The sequence below is a fragment of the Nocardioides eburneiflavus genome, from assembly GCF_004785795.1.
Classification (GTDB): domain Bacteria; phylum Actinomycetota; class Actinomycetes; order Propionibacteriales; family Nocardioidaceae; genus Nocardioides; species Nocardioides eburneiflavus.
This window is the reverse complement of sequence record NZ_SRRO01000001.1, coordinates 3,064,815-3,080,269: the sequence shown is the minus strand read 5'-3', so window position 1 is coordinate 3,080,269 and position 15,455 is coordinate 3,064,815. Positions and strand designations below refer to the sequence as shown.

Here is a 15,455-nt window from a genome sequence, read left to right as displayed (position 1 = left end):
GACGATGAGCCTCCACAAGCTGACGGCGGGGTCGGGATATGACTACCTGACCCGCCAGGTCGCAGCGATGGACGCCACGGACAAGGGCCACACCGGGCTGGCGAGCTACTACACCGAGAAGGGCGAGACCCCCGGCGTGTGGATCGGGTCCGGCATGGTGGGCATCGACGGCCTGGACGCGGGAGACGTCGTCACGGCCGACCACATGCAGAGCCTGTTCGGCTCCGGGCATCACCCGCTGGCCACACAGCGGACCAAGCAACTGGACCTCCGCATCGGCCGCGACGGGGCCCAGCGGCCGACCGAGGCGGACTACAAGGCCGCCGTCCGGCTCGGCATTCCCTACAAGATCTACGACAACGACATCAGCCCCTTCCGGATCGCGGTCGCCAAGCGATTCAGTGAATGGAATGAGGCCGCCGGGCACCCCGGCGACTACCCCGTCCCCGCCGCAGAGCGCGCCAGAATCCGTACCGAGGTCGGCCGTGAGTTCTTCCGCGCCGAGCACGGCCGCGAGCCCGCGGATGCCCGTGAGTTGGCCGCCACGATCGCCAAGCACTCCCGCTCCAAGACCAACGCCGTCGCCGGCTACGACCTGACCCTCTCCCCGGTCAAGAGCGTCTCGACGCTGTGGGCGATCGCCGACCCGAAGACCGCCGCGGTGATCGAGCGGGCCCACCAGACGGCGATCAAGGACGCGCTGGACTTCATCGAGTCCAAGGCACTGTTCACCCGCCGGGGCACCAACGGCGTCCGCCAGGTCGAGGTCCGCGGCTTGGTCGCCACGGCTTTCACCCACCGCGACTCCCGCGCCGGCGACCCTGACTTGCATACGCACGTCGCGGTGGCCAACAAGGTCCAGACGCTTGACGGCACGTGGCTGGCCATCGACGGCCGGCCGCTGCACAAGGCGGTCGTCTCGGCCTCGGAGACCTACAACACCGCGCTCGAGCGGCACCTGATCGACGCCCTCGGCGTGCGGTTCGAGGAGCGCCCGAACGAGGACGCCCGCAAGCGGCCCGTGCGTGAGATCGTCGGCGTCGACCCCGATCTCAACCGCCGGTTCTCCAAGCGCCGGATCAACGTCGAGGACCGCCGCAAGGTCCTCGCCGCGGCGTTCCAGGCCACCCACGGCCGGCCCCCGACGCCCGTCGAGACCATCCAGCTGTCACAGCAGGCGACGCTAGAGACCCGCGAGGCCAAGCACGAGCCCCGCTCGCTGGCCGAGCAGCGCGAGGCCTGGAACCGCGAGGCCGTCGAGGTGCTCGGCACCCCGCAGCGGGTCAAGCAGATGGTGCACGGCGTCCTCAACCCGAAGGGCGCCGCCCGCTCCCTGGCCGACCTAGTCGTGAACGCAGCGTGGTTCACCCAGACGACTGACCGCATCGTGGCCACGATGGAAGGCAGCCGGAGCACGTGGCAGTACTGGCACGTCTACGCCGAAGCCCAGCGGCAGGTCCGGGCCGCCAACGTGCCCACCAACCAGGTCTCCCAGGTGGTCGACCTGCTGGTCAGCGAGGTTCTCGACGGCCGCTCGGTGAGCATGGCCCGCCCCTGGGACCCCATCAGCGAGCCGGTCGAGCTGCGTCGCGCGGACGGGTCCTCGGTCTACACCCAGGCACGGGCCGAGCTGTTCACCTCGAGCAAGGTGCTGGCCGCCGAGCAGCGCCTGGTCGACGCCGCCGGCCGTCATGACGGGTACGCCGTCGAGGCGTCCTCGGTCGACCTGGCGCTGCTTGAGTCGACCGCCAACGGCATCACCCTCAACGCCGGGCAGGCCACGCTGGTGCGGGAGATGGCCACTTCCGGCGCCCGGCTCCAGTTGGCGATCGCCCCCGCCGGATCGGGCAAGACCACCGCGATGCGAGTCCTGGCCAGCGCGTGGAGCGACGGCGGCGGCACCGTCATCGGCCTCGCTCCCTCGGCGGCGGCCGCGGACGCCCTCCGCACATCGATGGGCTCCCAGATCGACACCCAGACCGACACCCTGGCCAAGCTCACGCACTCCCTCGAGCAGGCCCGGCAGACCGGCGCCGCGATGCCGGACTGGGTGGCCGGCATCGACTCCTCGACGCTCGTCGTGATCGACGAGGCGGGCATGGCCGACACCCTTTCCCTGGACGCCGCGGTCTCCTACATCCTCGAACGCGGCGGCAGTGTCCGCCTGATCGGTGACGACCAGCAGCTCTCCGCGATAGGAGCCGGCGGCGTGCTGCGCGACATCCGCGCCACCCACGGCGCGCTCCAGCTGACCGAGCTCGTGCGGTTCAAGGACCCCGCCGAGGGCGCAGCGTCGCTGGCCCTGCGCGAGGGCAAGAGCGAGGCGCTCGGGTTCTACCTCGACCGCGACCGGGTCCACGTCGGCGACCTGGCGACCATGACCGAGGAGGTCTTCGCCGCCTGGCAGGCCGACCGGGCCGCTGGGCTGGACTCGATCATGCTCGCCCCGACCCGCGACCTGGTCAGCGAGCTGAACCAGCAGGCCCGCGCCCACCGCTTGGAAGGGATCGACCCGAACGGCCCCAACAATCGGGCCAGCGGTGGCCCGGTGCGGCGGCTCGCCGACGGCAACGAGGCGTCGATCGGCGAGCTGATCATCACCCGCGAGAACGACCGCCGGCTGCGTACCTCGGCCACCGACTGGGTGAAGAACGGCGACCGCTGGACCGTCCTGGAGATCCACGACGTTGGCGACCTGACCGTCCAGCACACCCAGCACGGCCGCACCGTGCGGCTGCCGAGTAACTATGTCGCCAAGGCCACCGAACTCGGCTACGCGTGCACCGTGCACACCGCCCAGGGCGTCACCGCCGACACGATGCACGGCCTGGCCACCGGCACCGAGTCTCGCCAGCAGCTCTACACGATGATGACCCGCGGCGCGCACGCCAACCACGTCTACCTCGAGGTCGTCGGCGACGGCGACCCGCACTCGGTGATCCACCCGACCCTGGTCCGGCCGCTCACCCCCACCGACATCCTCGAGTCGATGCTGGCCCGCGACGACGCCCAGCGGTCCGCGACCAGCCTGGTCCGCGAGCAGGCCGACCCGGCCACCCGGCTCGGCGAGGCCTCCCAGCGCTACCTCGACAGCCTCTACGTCGCAGCCGAGGACCTGCTGCGCCACGAGACCACGACCGGCGTCGACGGCACCACTGTCAACGTGGTCGACGCGCTGGACACCGCCGTCGAGTCACTGGCTCCCGGGTTGTCGGACGAGGCCGCCTGGCCCAGCCTGCGCGCCCACCTGCTGCTGCTCGGTGCGGCGGGCGAGAACCCCGTCGAAGCGCTCCGGGCCGCCGCCGGTGACCGGGAGCTGGAGAGCGCACGCGACCGGGCCGCGGTCCTGGACTGGCGCCTCGACGCCTCCGGGCTGCGCAACGCGGGCGCCGGCCCGCTGCCGTGGATGCCCGGGATCCCGAACCGTCTGGCCGAGGACCCGCACTGGGGTGCCTACCTCTCCCAGCGGGCGCACCTGGTCGAGCAGCTCGCCGGGCAGGTCCACACCCGCGCCGCCGAGCAGTCCTCGCTGCCGGTGTGGGCGCAGAACGGCATCCGCCCCGAGGCCGCCACGGTGGCCGACGTCGAGGTCTGGCGCGCAGCCATGCAGGTCCCCGTCGACGACCGGCGACCGACCGGTGCACCGCAGCTTCAGAAGGCGTCGGCGACGTGGCAGCGGCGCCTCAACCGGGCCGTCACCGGTGACCACACGCCGGCGCTCAAGGAATGGCGTCAGCTGCTCTCCTCCCTCGCCCCGCAGGTCAGCGCCGACGAGTTCACCCCTCTCCTGGCCGAGCGGCTGGCCGCGATGTCGCGTGCCGGCGTCACGGCCCACGAGCTGCTGCGCACCGCCGCCGCGCCCGATCACCCGGCGGGCCCGCTGCCCGACGAGCACGCCCCGGCCGCGCTGTGGTGGCGCCTGGCCCGGCACCTCACACCCGCGGTCGCCGCCCAGATCGGCGACGGCTCCCACGGCGAGAGCGTCACCACCGACTGGGCGCCGCGGCTCGCGGACCTGTTCGGCCCCGAGCGTGCCGCGAGCATTCAGGCCAGCACCTGGTGGCCGGCGCTGGTCTCCAACGTCGACCACGGCCTGCAGCGTGGCTGGCAGGTCGAGGCCCTGCTGGGCGCCGGCCGGGCGCTGCCGAGCGACGGCTGGGAGGGCGTCGACGAGTGCCAGGCACTGGTCTGGCGGACCTCGATCGCGCTGGAGACCGCTCCCGACGAGCACGCGCACGAGTACCACTTCGAGGAGCCGCCGGCGGACCTGTGGGAGGGCATCGAGCCCGACCAGGGGATGTTCGTCGACCAGCCCGACGACATCCCGTGGCCGCTTGCTGAGGACCCCGGCACGGACCTCGAGCCTCCCGTCGACCTGGTCGACGAGCACCAGGTCGACGCGCTCGAGGAGGACCTGGTCGACGCGCTCGAGGAGGACCTGGTCGACGTCGACGAGGACCAGTACATCGAGAGCGACCTCACGCTGGCCGCCTACATCCGCGACCTCGGCGGCACCCGGTTGGAGCCCACCGACGCCGATATCCGGCTTATGTACCAGCGCGCCGACGAGTGGCACTCCTCCCCCGTCACGCGCGAGCGCATGGTCGAGGTCAACGAGCTCACGCAGACCTTCTTCGAGTCCCGGTTCACCGACTCGTGGGGCCGCGACTACCTCACCGGCCGGTTCGGCGTCGACCTCGCCGGCGACGAGCGGTTCCGCCCCGGTCAGGCTCCGGCCGGCTGGACCAACCTGGTCGACCACCTCCGCGGCCGCGGCATCAGCGACGCCGAGATGCTCGCCACCGGCGTCGCCACCGAGGCCAGCACCGGCCGCCTCATCGACCGGTTCCGCGACCGCGTGATGTTCCCGGTGATCCACCAGGGCGAGGTGCTCGGCTTCGTCGGCCGCCGACGCCCCGACCTCACCGACGACGACAAGGCCGGACCCAAGTACCTCAACACCGCCAACACCCCGCTGTTCCACAAGGGCGCGCAGCTGTTCGGCGTCGCCGACGAGCTGCTCGCCGAGGGCGCCGTCCCGGTGATCGCCGAGGGCCCGATGGACGCGATCGCTGTCACGATCGCCAGTGCCGGCCTCTACCTCGGCGTGGCCACGCTCGGCACGTCCCTGACCGATGAGCAGGCCGCGCAGCTGGCCGCCGTCGGCCGCGACCCGATCGTGGCCACCGACGCCGACCTGGCGGGCCAGGTCGCGGCCGAGCGCGACTTCTGGATGCTGACCTCGCACGGCCTGGACCCCGGCTACACACGGTTCCCCGACGGACTCGACCCCGCCGACCTGCTCGCTCAGCGCGGCCCGGCCGCGCTCACCGCTGCGGTGGCCAGCGGCCAACCCGCCTTCCGGTCCCTGGGCGACCAGCTCCTCACCGAACGCCTCGACAACCTCCCCGCCGAGCAGGCACGGTTGGCCGCCATGCGGGTCATCTCGGCCCGTCCCAGCCGGGCCTGGGAGCCGGGCGTCAACCAAGTGCGGGCACGGCTGCAGCTCTCCCACCTGCAAGCCCGCCGGGACCTGCGGGACGCGGTCAAGACGTGGGACGCCGACCCGCGGAAGGCCGCCGTGGCCGAGCTGCACAAAAGCAGCGAGGTCCGCGCCCGACTCGCGGCCGCGGCCGACAAGACGCCGGCCGAGCGGTGGGCACCGCTGGCGCGCGAGCTCGACCCGCGCCTGCTCGACCAAGGCGACTGGCCGGCCACCGCAGCGATGCTGCAGCGGGCCCACGAGCACGGTCACGACGTCGGCGCCTCCACCCGCGCGATCGTTTCCGAGACACCCTTGGGCGACAGCCCCGCACGCGACTTGCGCTACCGGATCGTCTCCCGTCTGGGGATGCCAATCGACGCGACCTCGCCTCTCGACATTCCCGCAATCCGCCAATCCCAGGGAGCGCACCATCCCTGGTCAAGTCCGACCATGGATCGTCGCATGCCACCGCCCGGTCGGCGATGAGGGCTCCGAAGCCACGGCAAACCGCCCAGAATGACGTCGGTCACTCAAGCGCTTGGTACTTGAGCCGCCGCTGCATCGGAAGGTCTAAGAACGGACGGCATCTTCTGGTCGCAGCGACTTCCTCATGCGACCCTCCTTAAGGAGCTCTACCAGGCGGCGTTGGTGATCAGCGCGAACTGGACCAAGCCAGTTCTCTGGACTCGAAGACCGGCGCACATCTTCCACCCTCGATGCGGCATGCTCGTGAATGACCGGCGTGAGCATCTGGAGAGGCACCGACGACGTGAGCACATCCATAGACGGAGACCTAGCGGATTGGTCCACGCTGGCAGACAAGGATTGGTCGACTCTGCTACTTGGCAACGGGTTGAGCATGAACCTGTGGGCCGGGTTCGGGTACAAGAGTCTGTACACAGCGGCAAGCCTGAGCTCGGAAGCGAAAGCCATCTTCGCCGAGCTGGGCACGACGAACTTCGAGCAGGGGCTCCAATGCCTGCACCACGCAAACATTGCGCTTCGGGCGTTGGAGCAACCCACAACCCTCGTCGATGCGACCTACGAACAGATCCGGGACGCGCTATTCAACACCGTCGGCGATGTTCATGTTGCGTGGGATGACTTTCCTCCGGACACGCATGACCACATCGCGACCCAGATCGACCGGTTCGAATCCGTGTTCACGACCAGCTATGACTTGAACCTGTACTGGAGTCACATGTGGGCGCAGTACAAGTCGACGAACGTGACCACGAACATCGTGGACTTGTTCTGGGCAGGAGACCGATTCGATCCGGCCAACTGTGACGTCTGGAGCAACAAGGCGACTCGGGTGCTGTATCTGCACGGCGGACTGCACCTGTGGCAGGACGACCAGACCGGCGAGAACGGGAAGTGGACGCACGCGTCTGGCGGTCGGCTGCTCGACCTCAAGTCGAAGTACGGCCCCGGGAGCGACCGACGCCCGCTGTTCGTGAGCGAAGGCACCTGGGCGGCGAAGAGCCGAACCATCCGCCAGTCCAGCTACCTGTCCTTCTGTCTCGATGAACTCCGTACCGATGAATCGCCGGCAGTGGTATTCGGTCAGGCGCTAGCAGATCAAGACCGACACATCTTGACCGCGCTGAACGAAGGTTCCCAGCGTCGCATCGCCATCTCGATGTACCCGATGGGTGACGACGAGGCGGTCGTCGAGGAGAAGGCCCGACTACTCCAAGCGCTTCGCGGGCACCGGGTCGAGTTCTTCGACTCGACAACGCATCCCCTCGGCGACCCGGCCTTGCTGATCACGCCGTAGCAATGTCCGTGCCGCGCCCATGGCCCGGCATCTGAGCAGATGGCGGTTCCGCCGTCCAATAGTTCGGCTAGCCCGACCGCGCGCGACGTCAATATATTCAATCACCGGCCGGCGTCGAGCGGCGCGACCCCGGAGAGGTCTGTTGCGTCTTCGTAGCGGTGCGGATCTCGCTGTAGACGGAGACCCACGACTTGTTGCGTCGCGCCCTGATTGTCGAGATCGCGGTTTGGGCCGTTGCGATACTGGCGCCTACGCCCGCTCCGACCGCTACGCCGACAGGTCCCGCGAATCCAGACGTGAGGACTCCCGTCATCGTCCCGATGCCGAGTTCCACGACGGCGACCTTTGGGATCGCCGCGAGGCCAGTGACCTTGCCGACAGCCTCGACCCAGTAGCGCTCGAAAGCGTGTCGAACGGCAGCCTCGATGTCACCACGGCGAGCCTCGTCGAGTGCCGTTGCTTCGATCTCGAACAGGATGCGGCGAAAGCTCTTCATCGCCTCGTGCTTACGAATTGCAGCGATTGTCGCCCAGTCGAGTTCTCCGACATCTGGAACGAGCAGCGGAAGAGCGAAACCGCTGGCCTTCCAGCCAACGCGGTCATCGAACCTGTTTCCTAGAACCTGCTGGTGCATCTCGTCCTGCATCACGGACACTCCTGCATGTGCAGCTAGGGCCAGGTCCTGGTTTGCGTGGCTAACGACGGTGCTTCGCACGAACTGCACGGGTAGCGAGGTCCGGAGTGATTCATTTCTGAGGTCTCGACGCTTCCATTCCTCTGCGGTCCGCTTGACCTCTGGAGCCGACTGCGGCCGCACAAATTGCACCCAGCTACAACCGCTCGGCAGTTCTCGGGCGAAAGGTGTGAGCGTGGGGACCCAGAGAATGCTGGTCTCCGAATTGATGAAGTTGCGCAACTGGTCAGAAGGCACCCCTGGCGCCGACTCTTCGCCTAGCGACATGACGAAACGTTGGCCGGGTGCCGTGTGCCGCTGCTGCGCCGTCTGGAATGTGGTCGACTCGCTGGTTGGTACTGGCATCACAATCGCGCCGTTGGGACCGGCCGTGATCGTCAGCGCTCCATCCTCCAGATAGATGCTGTCGTAGATGAGCGAGGCTTGTTTCAGACGGCGTCGCACGATGCCCACGGGACGGCCGGCGAGCAGTGTGCGTGCGTTGGAACGGAGAGGGACAAACATCGCGCGCTCGTCCGTGTCCATGATTGAAGAGTAGGCCCGGAGCCCCACCGGCACGCCCAAGCCTGGTCGAAGACGCTCGACGCAGGTCGAAGATGGGGCGACGAGTCTTCTTCACGCAGGGCAGGCCCCGTCCACTACAGACCGCGCCGCCCATTGGTGCGGAGGCGCCTCGTCTGGCGCAGTCAGGTGTCTGCTCGCTCGACGCGTTCCAGGAACTCGGGCGCGACTGATCCTCACAGTCAGTCCTCCGTCAGCCAGCGCCGGTCTGGCATCGGGCACTAGCCGAGATGGGGACCCTTGATGGGCGCTCGTCCCAAACCGCCCAGAGGCTGAGAGGGCGACGACTCGCCTGTCTCGCCCAAGTGCGGCTGAGCCTCGTGTGAGCGGGAAGACTCTGCCTGGTGACGAGTGACTCCGAAGGACCTGACTCAGCGGATACGGCACGGGCCCAAGACTTTCTCGACCGACTCGAACTGAACGGCCGCATTGCTGACCAAGTACGAGAACTCCTTGTTCAGTCGGCCCGGCTCGTAGCCGAAGAATTCACCAATCTCGCTACGACTGATTGGCCCGAGCACGCCCAGGCGGCGCATGCGGCGGATCGGTCGTCAACGCTCGACGAGCGCTACGGAACCGTTAGCGACTTGATTCGCGACGAAGCCAGGCTAGACCTTCATACCGTTTCGGACACGCTTCGCGGCTATGCGGCACTCATCGAGACGCAGTCATCCTTCGTCGGAGCCGTTGCCTGCGGCAGAGCCGTGTACGAGTCGTCGGTCTGGGCAGCGTCGGTCCTTGATGGAAGCATCGGCCCGGAGGTGCGGTCTCAGCGCGCTCTGACCCGTCGACTCGCTCGTCTCCACGCCACTCAACGTCACGTAACCCTCTTGGACCCCACATCAGAGCCGGACGCCGCGGCGTGTGAAGAGAGCGACTACATCCTAGCTCTGGCCAGATCGAGGGGCTGGAAAGTGATCGACGGAAGGTTCGCCCCGAGTATCGGCACGAGACTCAGTGTGGAGAAGTTGGCGCCAACTCTGCCCGGCGCCGTCGGCGTCGAGGGTTACGCATGGGGCGCCGCTTCGTCGCTGATTCACGGCGAGCAGCCGACCCTCGCGCAATCGTGGATCTCGTTTTCGTTCGACAGGATCCCCGCTTGGTTGACGGGTGCGTGGACCCCAAGCGTTCCGTTCGGGACTCGCATTGCCTTCGCGACGGTCAGTGACTACATCGGCGAAGAGGTTGGCCACGAGGCATGGGAACTTTTGCATCGCACGTGGGATACGGCGCGTTCACAACCTGCTGGCTGGCGCTTCTAGCTCACCTGACCCAACCGTCGGGGACGCCGGTCTGTATGCGTCTTGGGCGACGCTTGCGAGTGAAACTCGACCGGCCTTCAGCGAGGTCGAGGTGGCTCCAGCATGTCGGCGAGCCGGCGGAACGGGTCCAAGAGTCCTGTCAATGTGATGCGGGCGGGAACAGCGGCCAGGGCCCGCTCGTAGTCTGACTCCGCCTCGATGATCACCTGCGTCCTGCGACCGCCGGCCTTCGGGAGATCATTCAGGGGTCGCCAAGTCCACTCATGCAGAACAAGGGGAGGTGTCAGTGGAGCACTCATGCCGTCGCGCCGGATCAGCGCGTCCGCCCATTGGTGATGAACCCGGTTCCTAGCGCAGCGCACGGCGTTCACAAGGTCACCTCCTGCAACCCGACTTCTCCAGGACCAGTCCAATGGAACGCCCTCGGGGGCCCAATGCGCGCGCGCTTGATCATCGAGGGCGACCGCCCAATTCAGCGCCTCAAACAGCGGCAGAAAAACTTGGCTGGCGTTGCGGCTCTTCGACGCGTCGGTAAAACGCCGAAGCGCTTGTTCGTAGCCATCAAGCAGCGTCCGGTAGGTCACGATGTTTTCGTCGTACGGATTCATCGTGGCTACGGTCGCACAGCACCCGCCTCGCGCGCCGCCTTGAACGGTCCGACTTCGACTCCAGTCACGTGGTCCACGCGGGAGTCACCCGATTGCATCCCCGCGTCTCCAGAGCTCTGTGCGTCATAGCCGCTACTAGGTATGCATGGCCGGCCAGTCCGCTGACTCTGTGGTAGGACCAGTGTGCGATCCACAGGCCCCAGAGGAGCGACCATGCCAGGTGTCTTCATCACGAGCGGGATGGACATCCGCATCTCCAACCTCCAGATCCCGTTGGATGGTTCGGATCCGCCGTCGATGACGCTGATGGTTCGGTCGGACACGTGGCATCACTGGCTACTCACGGCCTGTGACAATACGACGCTCGCCGCCACCGAGGAGTCGGTTCTGCACAGCACCATCTTGCGGGAGAAGGATGCCGAACATGAGTTGGCTGAACTCAAGCGGTTGGCGCTGGAGGCAGAGTTCCGCGCCGCGATGACGGTGTTGACCGCCTGTGCATTCGCGATCGACGCCTTCTACAGCACAGTCGTGGCTCGCTTCGGCAAACATCCTGACGCCGAGCTCTGGAACAAGAACCGAACCGCCCGACACTCCCAGATTGCAGCGACGTTTCACTTCCACCTGAAGATCAAGAACGCGGGAATGCCGAACATCCGGCAGTTTCTGAAGGAGCTGTTCAAGTTCCGGGACCTGGCTGTCCACCCGCCGACCGAGTTCGCCGATCCCGCCTACCGAGCCGACATGGACGCCGGTGTGGAGCCGCGGTTCGTTACGTTCTCAGCCAAGCATGCGCGGACGGTACTGGCTCTCACGGTCGAATTGCTGACCGTCCTGATCGAGAAGGCAGACCGTGTGGCGACGGGTGATACCGAGAAGTGGGTCGAGTTCGCCAAGGAGCGTCTTGACGTGGTCCGTGCCACCGCGATGAGCATCCCGCACGTGTTCCCTGAGAATGACGAACCAGACGAATCAGCGATGCCCTAGCGGGCTCGCGCTCGCAAGCGGGATTCGGAGGCCTGTTCTCCGGAGATGGGTCCGAGAAAGCGAATGCAGGACGACTCTGTTCCACCCGACCCGTAGCACGTTGAAGAACCGTGATGGTTGGGATGACAACTGCGTCTTAACGCCGCTTGCCGGACGCACGGGTCTGCCGAAGATCGTGTCACCCACGGTTCGGCGGATGACCGCGGATATGTTGGCCTAATGAGCACCGCCGCGAAGTTGTTCGTCCCGGACGAGGGACCGTTCGAGCCGTCGCTCGACGATGAGCTCTTGCGGTCGATCGAGGCAGAGTTGGGCGTGAAACTGCCCGACTCCTACGTGGCGCTAGGCCGCACCCACAACGGCGGGACCTTGGCCAAGACCGCGCATCCGATGAACGTAAGAACCTCGTGGGCAGAGGACCACATCGGCGTCCACTCGTTGGCGGCCATCGGCCGCAGCGCAAAGCTTTAGCCTCTGCGGAACGATAGGCAGTCGCTTCTGGCTAGAAGAGTGGGGTTACCCCGACATCGGCGTCTACTTCGCCGACTGCCCATCGGCCGGCCACGACATGCTGGCCTTGGACTACAGCGGCTCTGGCGAGCCGCGGGTCGTCCATGTCGACCAGGAGTTGGACTATGCAATCACCGTGGTGGCGCCTGACTTTGCGGCTTTTGTCAGCGGCCTGACGGACGAGGGCGAGTTCGACGTCGGCTGGTAGGGGACCAGCAGAAATTCTGCATTACTCGGATCGAGGTCGCGTCACTCCGCCGCCTGTCGGACATCCCGCTTGTCGACGAGCCGTCCAGCGGGTCATTTCTCGGGACACGACTGAAGGGCCCTTGGAACACGCTCGCCCATCTGCATCCGTTCGACGAGGCCGAGCATGTGGGCCCGCTCATCGGGGGCCAACGGCTGCTCGCCATCGCTCAGCACGTCGGCCATCTGTTCGAGGGCAAGACCGAGTTCGTTCGCGTCGATGAACTCGGCGATCAACGTGGCGTCCTTGCCCGGAAGCCGATCGTCCAAGCGGACGAGGAGGACGTGCAGTTCCCCGGCGATCTCGTCGTAGTAGGCACGATCCACCCGAGCATCGTGCCAGAAGAAGCGCGCTCAGATGCCGCGTGCGCGCGCCGTCGGACGCGCGTCATTCCGCCGCCTTTCGGCGCCCACAATCGACGCTCTTCGGAGTCGAGATGGGGCTGACGTTCCCGGAGACCGCAGAGACGAGCGACGATCCTAAGCCCCGATCTGGTCCTCACCAGCGGCGGGGATGCCGAGCCGCACGCCGAGTCGGCATCCGGATGCCGATGATCGGTGTCCACGGAGCGCGCCGCACGGGTTTGCAAAGACGCGTGGGAAGTTCCTCCACAAGCGCCACGCGCTGTACAACTTGGGTGCGATCGCCTCGCTCGGATCAGCAGGCGGCGCTGCCGCTGCCGCTCCCCCACTTGCACACATGGACCAGCTTCTTGTTCGCGTTCTTCAGGATCGCCTTGTCGCCTTCGTTGTTCCAGACATATCGGTCCTGACGCCAGTACAAGTCAGTCCTCGAGTCAGTGCCCTTCCCGGTGTGAATGGTGACGGTCCTTCCAGCGCCAAGTTTGAACTCAGGGAACTTGAACACGTGGCCCTGCGGGTCGCGCACGGTCCAGCCGGTGAGGGTCTTCTTCTGGTTGCTGCGGTTGGTGATCTTGATCCATTCCTTGTTGAGGCTGTTGTTGCTGCCGGTGTCGTCGCCCGGTGAGTCGTACTGGACCTTCGTGAACTCGACGGCGGCGGCACTGGCCTGCACCGCGGTCAAGGGGATGACGAGCGTGGCAACCACTGCGGCTCCCGCGATGAAGAACAGGCGCATGGCGATACCTCCGGAGGATGTTGTGTCCTGATCGGATGCTACGACTGGTCGTGGACGCGGTGAAGCCTCCGTTGCCTACTGAGCACGCCGGCCTTCCGGATCTGCCGCATTCCGCGCGACCGAGGGCGCGGGTGGTACCGACAATAGGGACACACCCAGTCAAAGGCCTTGCCCCCTTGTCCACAGATCCCATCACCGGGTTTCGCTCGTCTGACCCACCACGCACACTGGCCCGATGGCGCGCCGTATGACCCAGACCTTCCACGGATGGGAACAACGCGAAGTCACCATCAGCCTCCCCGATGATCACGAACACGCAGGGGAGCACTTCGGCCTGTTACGCGCTTGGGCCGTTGACGACGAGACCGGCGACTGGTGGGGCATGTGCAACTACTACGCCGCTCCAGGCAGGCAGATGCTCGGCTGGATCCACGAGGACCACCTACGCCCCTGCGGCGACCTCACCGACGACGACGGCCTCGTTGACCGGGGCAAGGTGGTCGCGCTGCCCCAGCGCGACACCTGACGGCGCGCTAGCTCACATCTCGTCGGTTGACTCGGCGTCGGCCCACCACTCGCGGTCGCGCTCCTCGAGCACGGCCTGCAAGTCACGCCACGCCTCCACGTCGTCCTGTTCAGGTTGCGGCTGCGTCATCTGCCCATGTTGCGCCGAAGCTCATCGGTGCACCACGCCTCTCCGAACGGGATGTAGGCCCTCAGGCGTCCGCTTGCTGTCGTTCGCTCTCGACGTGAGCCAGAAGCCATGAGGCGAGCGAAGCCGTGACGGTGGCCACCAGCCCGATACCCACGATCATGAGGACGACGGCAACGGCACGGCCCTGGAAGGTGACGGGGAAATGGTCGCCGTACCCGACAGTCGTCACAGTGGTGCACGCCCACCAGACCGCGTCTCCAATGGTCGCAATGTTCGCGCCTGCCGCATCCTGCTCTGCGTCGAGGACGGCGAGTGCACCGAGGCCGACCGACATCAGGGCGATGGCGGCGGCGTATGTGAGGACGCGGCCGGCGAGGTTGCTGGCCGCCGAACGGTCGAACATCCGCAAGAGCACGAGCAGGCGGAGCAGCCGTAGCGCCCGCAGCACCGGGAGGACCACCAGAGCTACGTCGTACCAGTGACGCAGGGCGTAGCGGCGTCTGTCATCAGCGAGGACGAGTCTCACCCCAAGGTCGACCGCGAACGCGGCCCATACCGCCCAGGACAGGACGGTAAGGGTGTCCCGGAGGTCTGACTGGAGGTTGGGGTCGACGACCGGCCAGGCGTAGGCCACAACGAACGCGACGGCGAGCAGGAGGAGCGGGATCTCGGCGCGCTTCTCCCAACGTTCAACACGAGTCACGTCGGCGAGTCTTGCATCGCCTGCCGGGCACGGTGCCGCATTGACGCAGCAGGCCCCGACTCGGTCATGCCGAGTCGGGGCCTGCATTGTGAAAACGTTGAGAACTACCAGCAGCTCGCCCACAGGCCGCGGGCGTTGCTGCGCGCGTTGTCGATCGCGCGGACATAGTCGCGGTCCCGGTTGACCGGCTTGCCGCCGAAGACGTAACGCTTCGTGTAGCCGTTCCACGCTTGGCGGTAAGACAGATCGTTGTAGCCACCCTCGCGCTTCACGTAGCGCAGGAGTCGGCCGTACCGGTCCTTGGCGGCTTGGCTGGGGTCGGACACGAGCTGCACGGTCGACCGGACAGGGGCGAGCTTGCTGAGATTGTCAGTGGCCTCGTCCGAGCCACAACGGCCGCGCTCAGGAGTGTTGATGCCGAGCATGCGTACGGACACGACGCCGCCGGTGCGGAGGCGGACCTTCAGGGTGTCGCCGTCGACAATCTGCGTCACGTTGCCGGTCTCGCGGTAGACCTTCGGCGGAGGCGGGGTGGTCACCGGGTTCTGGGTGTTGGTGCCGCGACCGATGCACGGGCACGGGTTGGACTCGCAGGCGATTCCGTCACCTTCACTATCGAGCCCGTGCGGGTCACTCTGGGGGCCGCCGTTGGCGAGGAAGAAGTTCTGGGCGGCCGCCTGGCTCGGGAAGTCTCCGCAGTCGCGGTCAACGACGGCCGTGGCCGGTGACTGCGCGAAGCTGGTCAAGCCGAGAGCGATAATGATGAGCGCGAGTGCTCGGATGAGTCTGTTGTGCACGTTTCCCCCACTGCTGGTCGTCCTGCAAACTGTTGTCAACAGCACCCTGACACCCGCGGACGGTGGTT

At 66.8% G+C, this 15,455-nt stretch carries 13 protein-coding genes; 7 read left to right on the top strand and 6 right to left on the bottom strand.

Going from position 1 to position 15,455, the window contains the following annotated elements; all coding sequences use genetic code 11:
- Window positions 1–4: 4 nt before the first annotated feature.
- Window positions 5–5,971 (top strand): MobF family relaxase, encoded by a 5,967-nt coding sequence (gene mobF / locus EXE59_RS14515; RefSeq protein WP_135839547.1) that lies wholly within the window; start codon window positions 5–7, stop codon window positions 5,969–5,971.
- 247 nt (window positions 5,972–6,218) lie between these two features.
- Window positions 6,219–7,265: a DUF4917 family protein gene (locus EXE59_RS14510; protein WP_135839546.1), complete on the top strand. Its 1,047-nt coding sequence runs from the start codon at window positions 6,219–6,221 to the stop codon at window positions 7,263–7,265.
- Between the two features lie 97 nt (window positions 7,266–7,362).
- On the opposite strand, the gene EXE59_RS14505 is transcribed toward EXE59_RS14510, so the two are convergent.
- The gene (locus EXE59_RS14505) at window positions 7,363–8,484 is read right to left on the bottom strand and encodes a hypothetical protein (protein WP_135839545.1); all 1,122 of its coding nucleotides are present in this window, start codon (window positions 8,482–8,484) and stop codon (window positions 7,363–7,365) included.
- Window positions 8,485–8,864: 380 nt separating this feature from the next.
- Between EXE59_RS14505 and EXE59_RS14500 the strand changes: the two genes are divergently transcribed.
- On the top strand, window positions 8,865–9,782 hold the full coding sequence (locus EXE59_RS14500) for a hypothetical protein (RefSeq protein ID WP_135839544.1): 918 nt from the start codon (window positions 8,865–8,867) through the stop codon (window positions 9,780–9,782).
- A 77-nt stretch (window positions 9,783–9,859) separates the two neighbouring features.
- Here the strand turns inward: EXE59_RS14500 and EXE59_RS14495 are convergent, their stop codons facing one another.
- A complete protein-coding gene (locus EXE59_RS14495; RefSeq protein ID WP_135839543.1) occupies window positions 9,860–10,390 on the bottom strand; it encodes a hypothetical protein in 531 nt (176 codons plus the stop codon).
- Between the two features lie 213 nt (window positions 10,391–10,603).
- Here EXE59_RS14495 and EXE59_RS14490 point away from each other — a divergent pair, with 213 nt between their 5' ends.
- The 3 genes from EXE59_RS14490 to EXE59_RS24860 all read left to right on the top strand — a co-directional run bounded on the left by EXE59_RS14490 (window position 10,604) and on the right by EXE59_RS24860 (window position 12,095).
- Window positions 10,604–11,377: a hypothetical protein gene (locus tag EXE59_RS14490; RefSeq protein ID WP_135839542.1), complete on the top strand. Its 774-nt coding sequence runs from the start codon at window positions 10,604–10,606 to the stop codon at window positions 11,375–11,377.
- A 219-nt stretch (window positions 11,378–11,596) separates the two neighbouring features.
- Window positions 11,597–11,848: an SMI1/KNR4 family protein gene (locus EXE59_RS24865; protein WP_210429002.1), complete on the top strand. Its 252-nt coding sequence runs from the start codon at window positions 11,597–11,599 to the stop codon at window positions 11,846–11,848.
- Between the two features lie 13 nt (window positions 11,849–11,861).
- Window positions 11,862–12,095 (top strand): SMI1/KNR4 family protein, encoded by a 234-nt coding sequence (locus tag EXE59_RS24860; protein ID WP_210429199.1) that lies wholly within the window; start codon window positions 11,862–11,864, stop codon window positions 12,093–12,095.
- 92 nt (window positions 12,096–12,187) lie between these two features.
- Here the strand turns inward: EXE59_RS24860 and EXE59_RS14480 are convergent, their stop codons facing one another.
- Window positions 12,188–12,460 carry a MafI family immunity protein gene (locus tag EXE59_RS14480; protein WP_135839541.1) on the bottom strand — a complete coding sequence of 91 codons (273 nt, stop codon included), beginning with the start codon at window positions 12,458–12,460 and terminating at the stop codon, window positions 12,188–12,190.
- Between the two features lie 331 nt (window positions 12,461–12,791).
- The gene (locus tag EXE59_RS14475) at window positions 12,792–13,232 is read right to left on the bottom strand and encodes a lamin tail domain-containing protein (protein ID WP_135839540.1); all 441 of its coding nucleotides are present in this window, start codon (window positions 13,230–13,232) and stop codon (window positions 12,792–12,794) included.
- A 247-nt stretch (window positions 13,233–13,479) separates the two neighbouring features.
- Here EXE59_RS14475 and EXE59_RS14470 point away from each other — a divergent pair, with 247 nt between their 5' ends.
- Window positions 13,480–13,758 carry a hypothetical protein gene (locus EXE59_RS14470; RefSeq protein ID WP_135839539.1) on the top strand — a complete coding sequence of 93 codons (279 nt, stop codon included), beginning with the start codon at window positions 13,480–13,482 and terminating at the stop codon, window positions 13,756–13,758.
- A gap of 190 nt (window positions 13,759–13,948) precedes the next feature.
- Here the strand turns inward: EXE59_RS14470 and EXE59_RS14465 are convergent, their stop codons facing one another.
- Together EXE59_RS14465 and EXE59_RS14460 are read right to left on the bottom strand one after the other, a co-directional pair.
- Entirely contained in the window at window positions 13,949–14,590 is a 642-nt protein-coding gene (locus EXE59_RS14465; RefSeq protein WP_168218520.1) for a potassium channel family protein, read from the bottom strand.
- 104 nt (window positions 14,591–14,694) lie between these two features.
- Window positions 14,695–15,336 carry a thermonuclease family protein gene (locus EXE59_RS14460; protein ID WP_210429001.1) on the bottom strand — a complete coding sequence of 214 codons (642 nt, stop codon included), beginning with the start codon at window positions 15,334–15,336 and terminating at the stop codon, window positions 14,695–14,697.
- Between the last annotated feature and the right edge of the window lie 119 nt (window positions 15,337–15,455).

Coding starts and splice junctions, on each gene's coding strand:
- mobF (WP_135839547.1), top strand. CDS start 5: ATGAGCCTCCACAAGCTGACGGCGGGGTCGGGATATGACTACCTGACC.
- EXE59_RS14470 (WP_135839539.1), top strand. CDS start 13,480: ATGACCCAGACCTTCCACGGATGGGAACAACGCGAAGTCACCATCAGC.
- EXE59_RS14490 (WP_135839542.1), top strand. CDS start 10,604: ATGCCAGGTGTCTTCATCACGAGCGGGATGGACATCCGCATCTCCAAC.
- EXE59_RS24865 (WP_210429002.1), top strand. CDS start 11,597: ATGAGCACCGCCGCGAAGTTGTTCGTCCCGGACGAGGGACCGTTCGAG.
- EXE59_RS14475 (WP_135839540.1), bottom strand. CDS start 13,232: ATGCGCCTGTTCTTCATCGCGGGAGCCGCAGTGGTTGCCACGCTCGTC.
- EXE59_RS14505 (WP_135839545.1), bottom strand. CDS start 8,484: ATGGACACGGACGAGCGCGCGATGTTTGTCCCTCTCCGTTCCAACGCA.
- EXE59_RS14510 (WP_135839546.1), top strand. CDS start 6,219: ATGACCGGCGTGAGCATCTGGAGAGGCACCGACGACGTGAGCACATCC.
- EXE59_RS14495 (WP_135839543.1), bottom strand. CDS start 10,390: ATGAATCCGTACGACGAAAACATCGTGACCTACCGGACGCTGCTTGAT.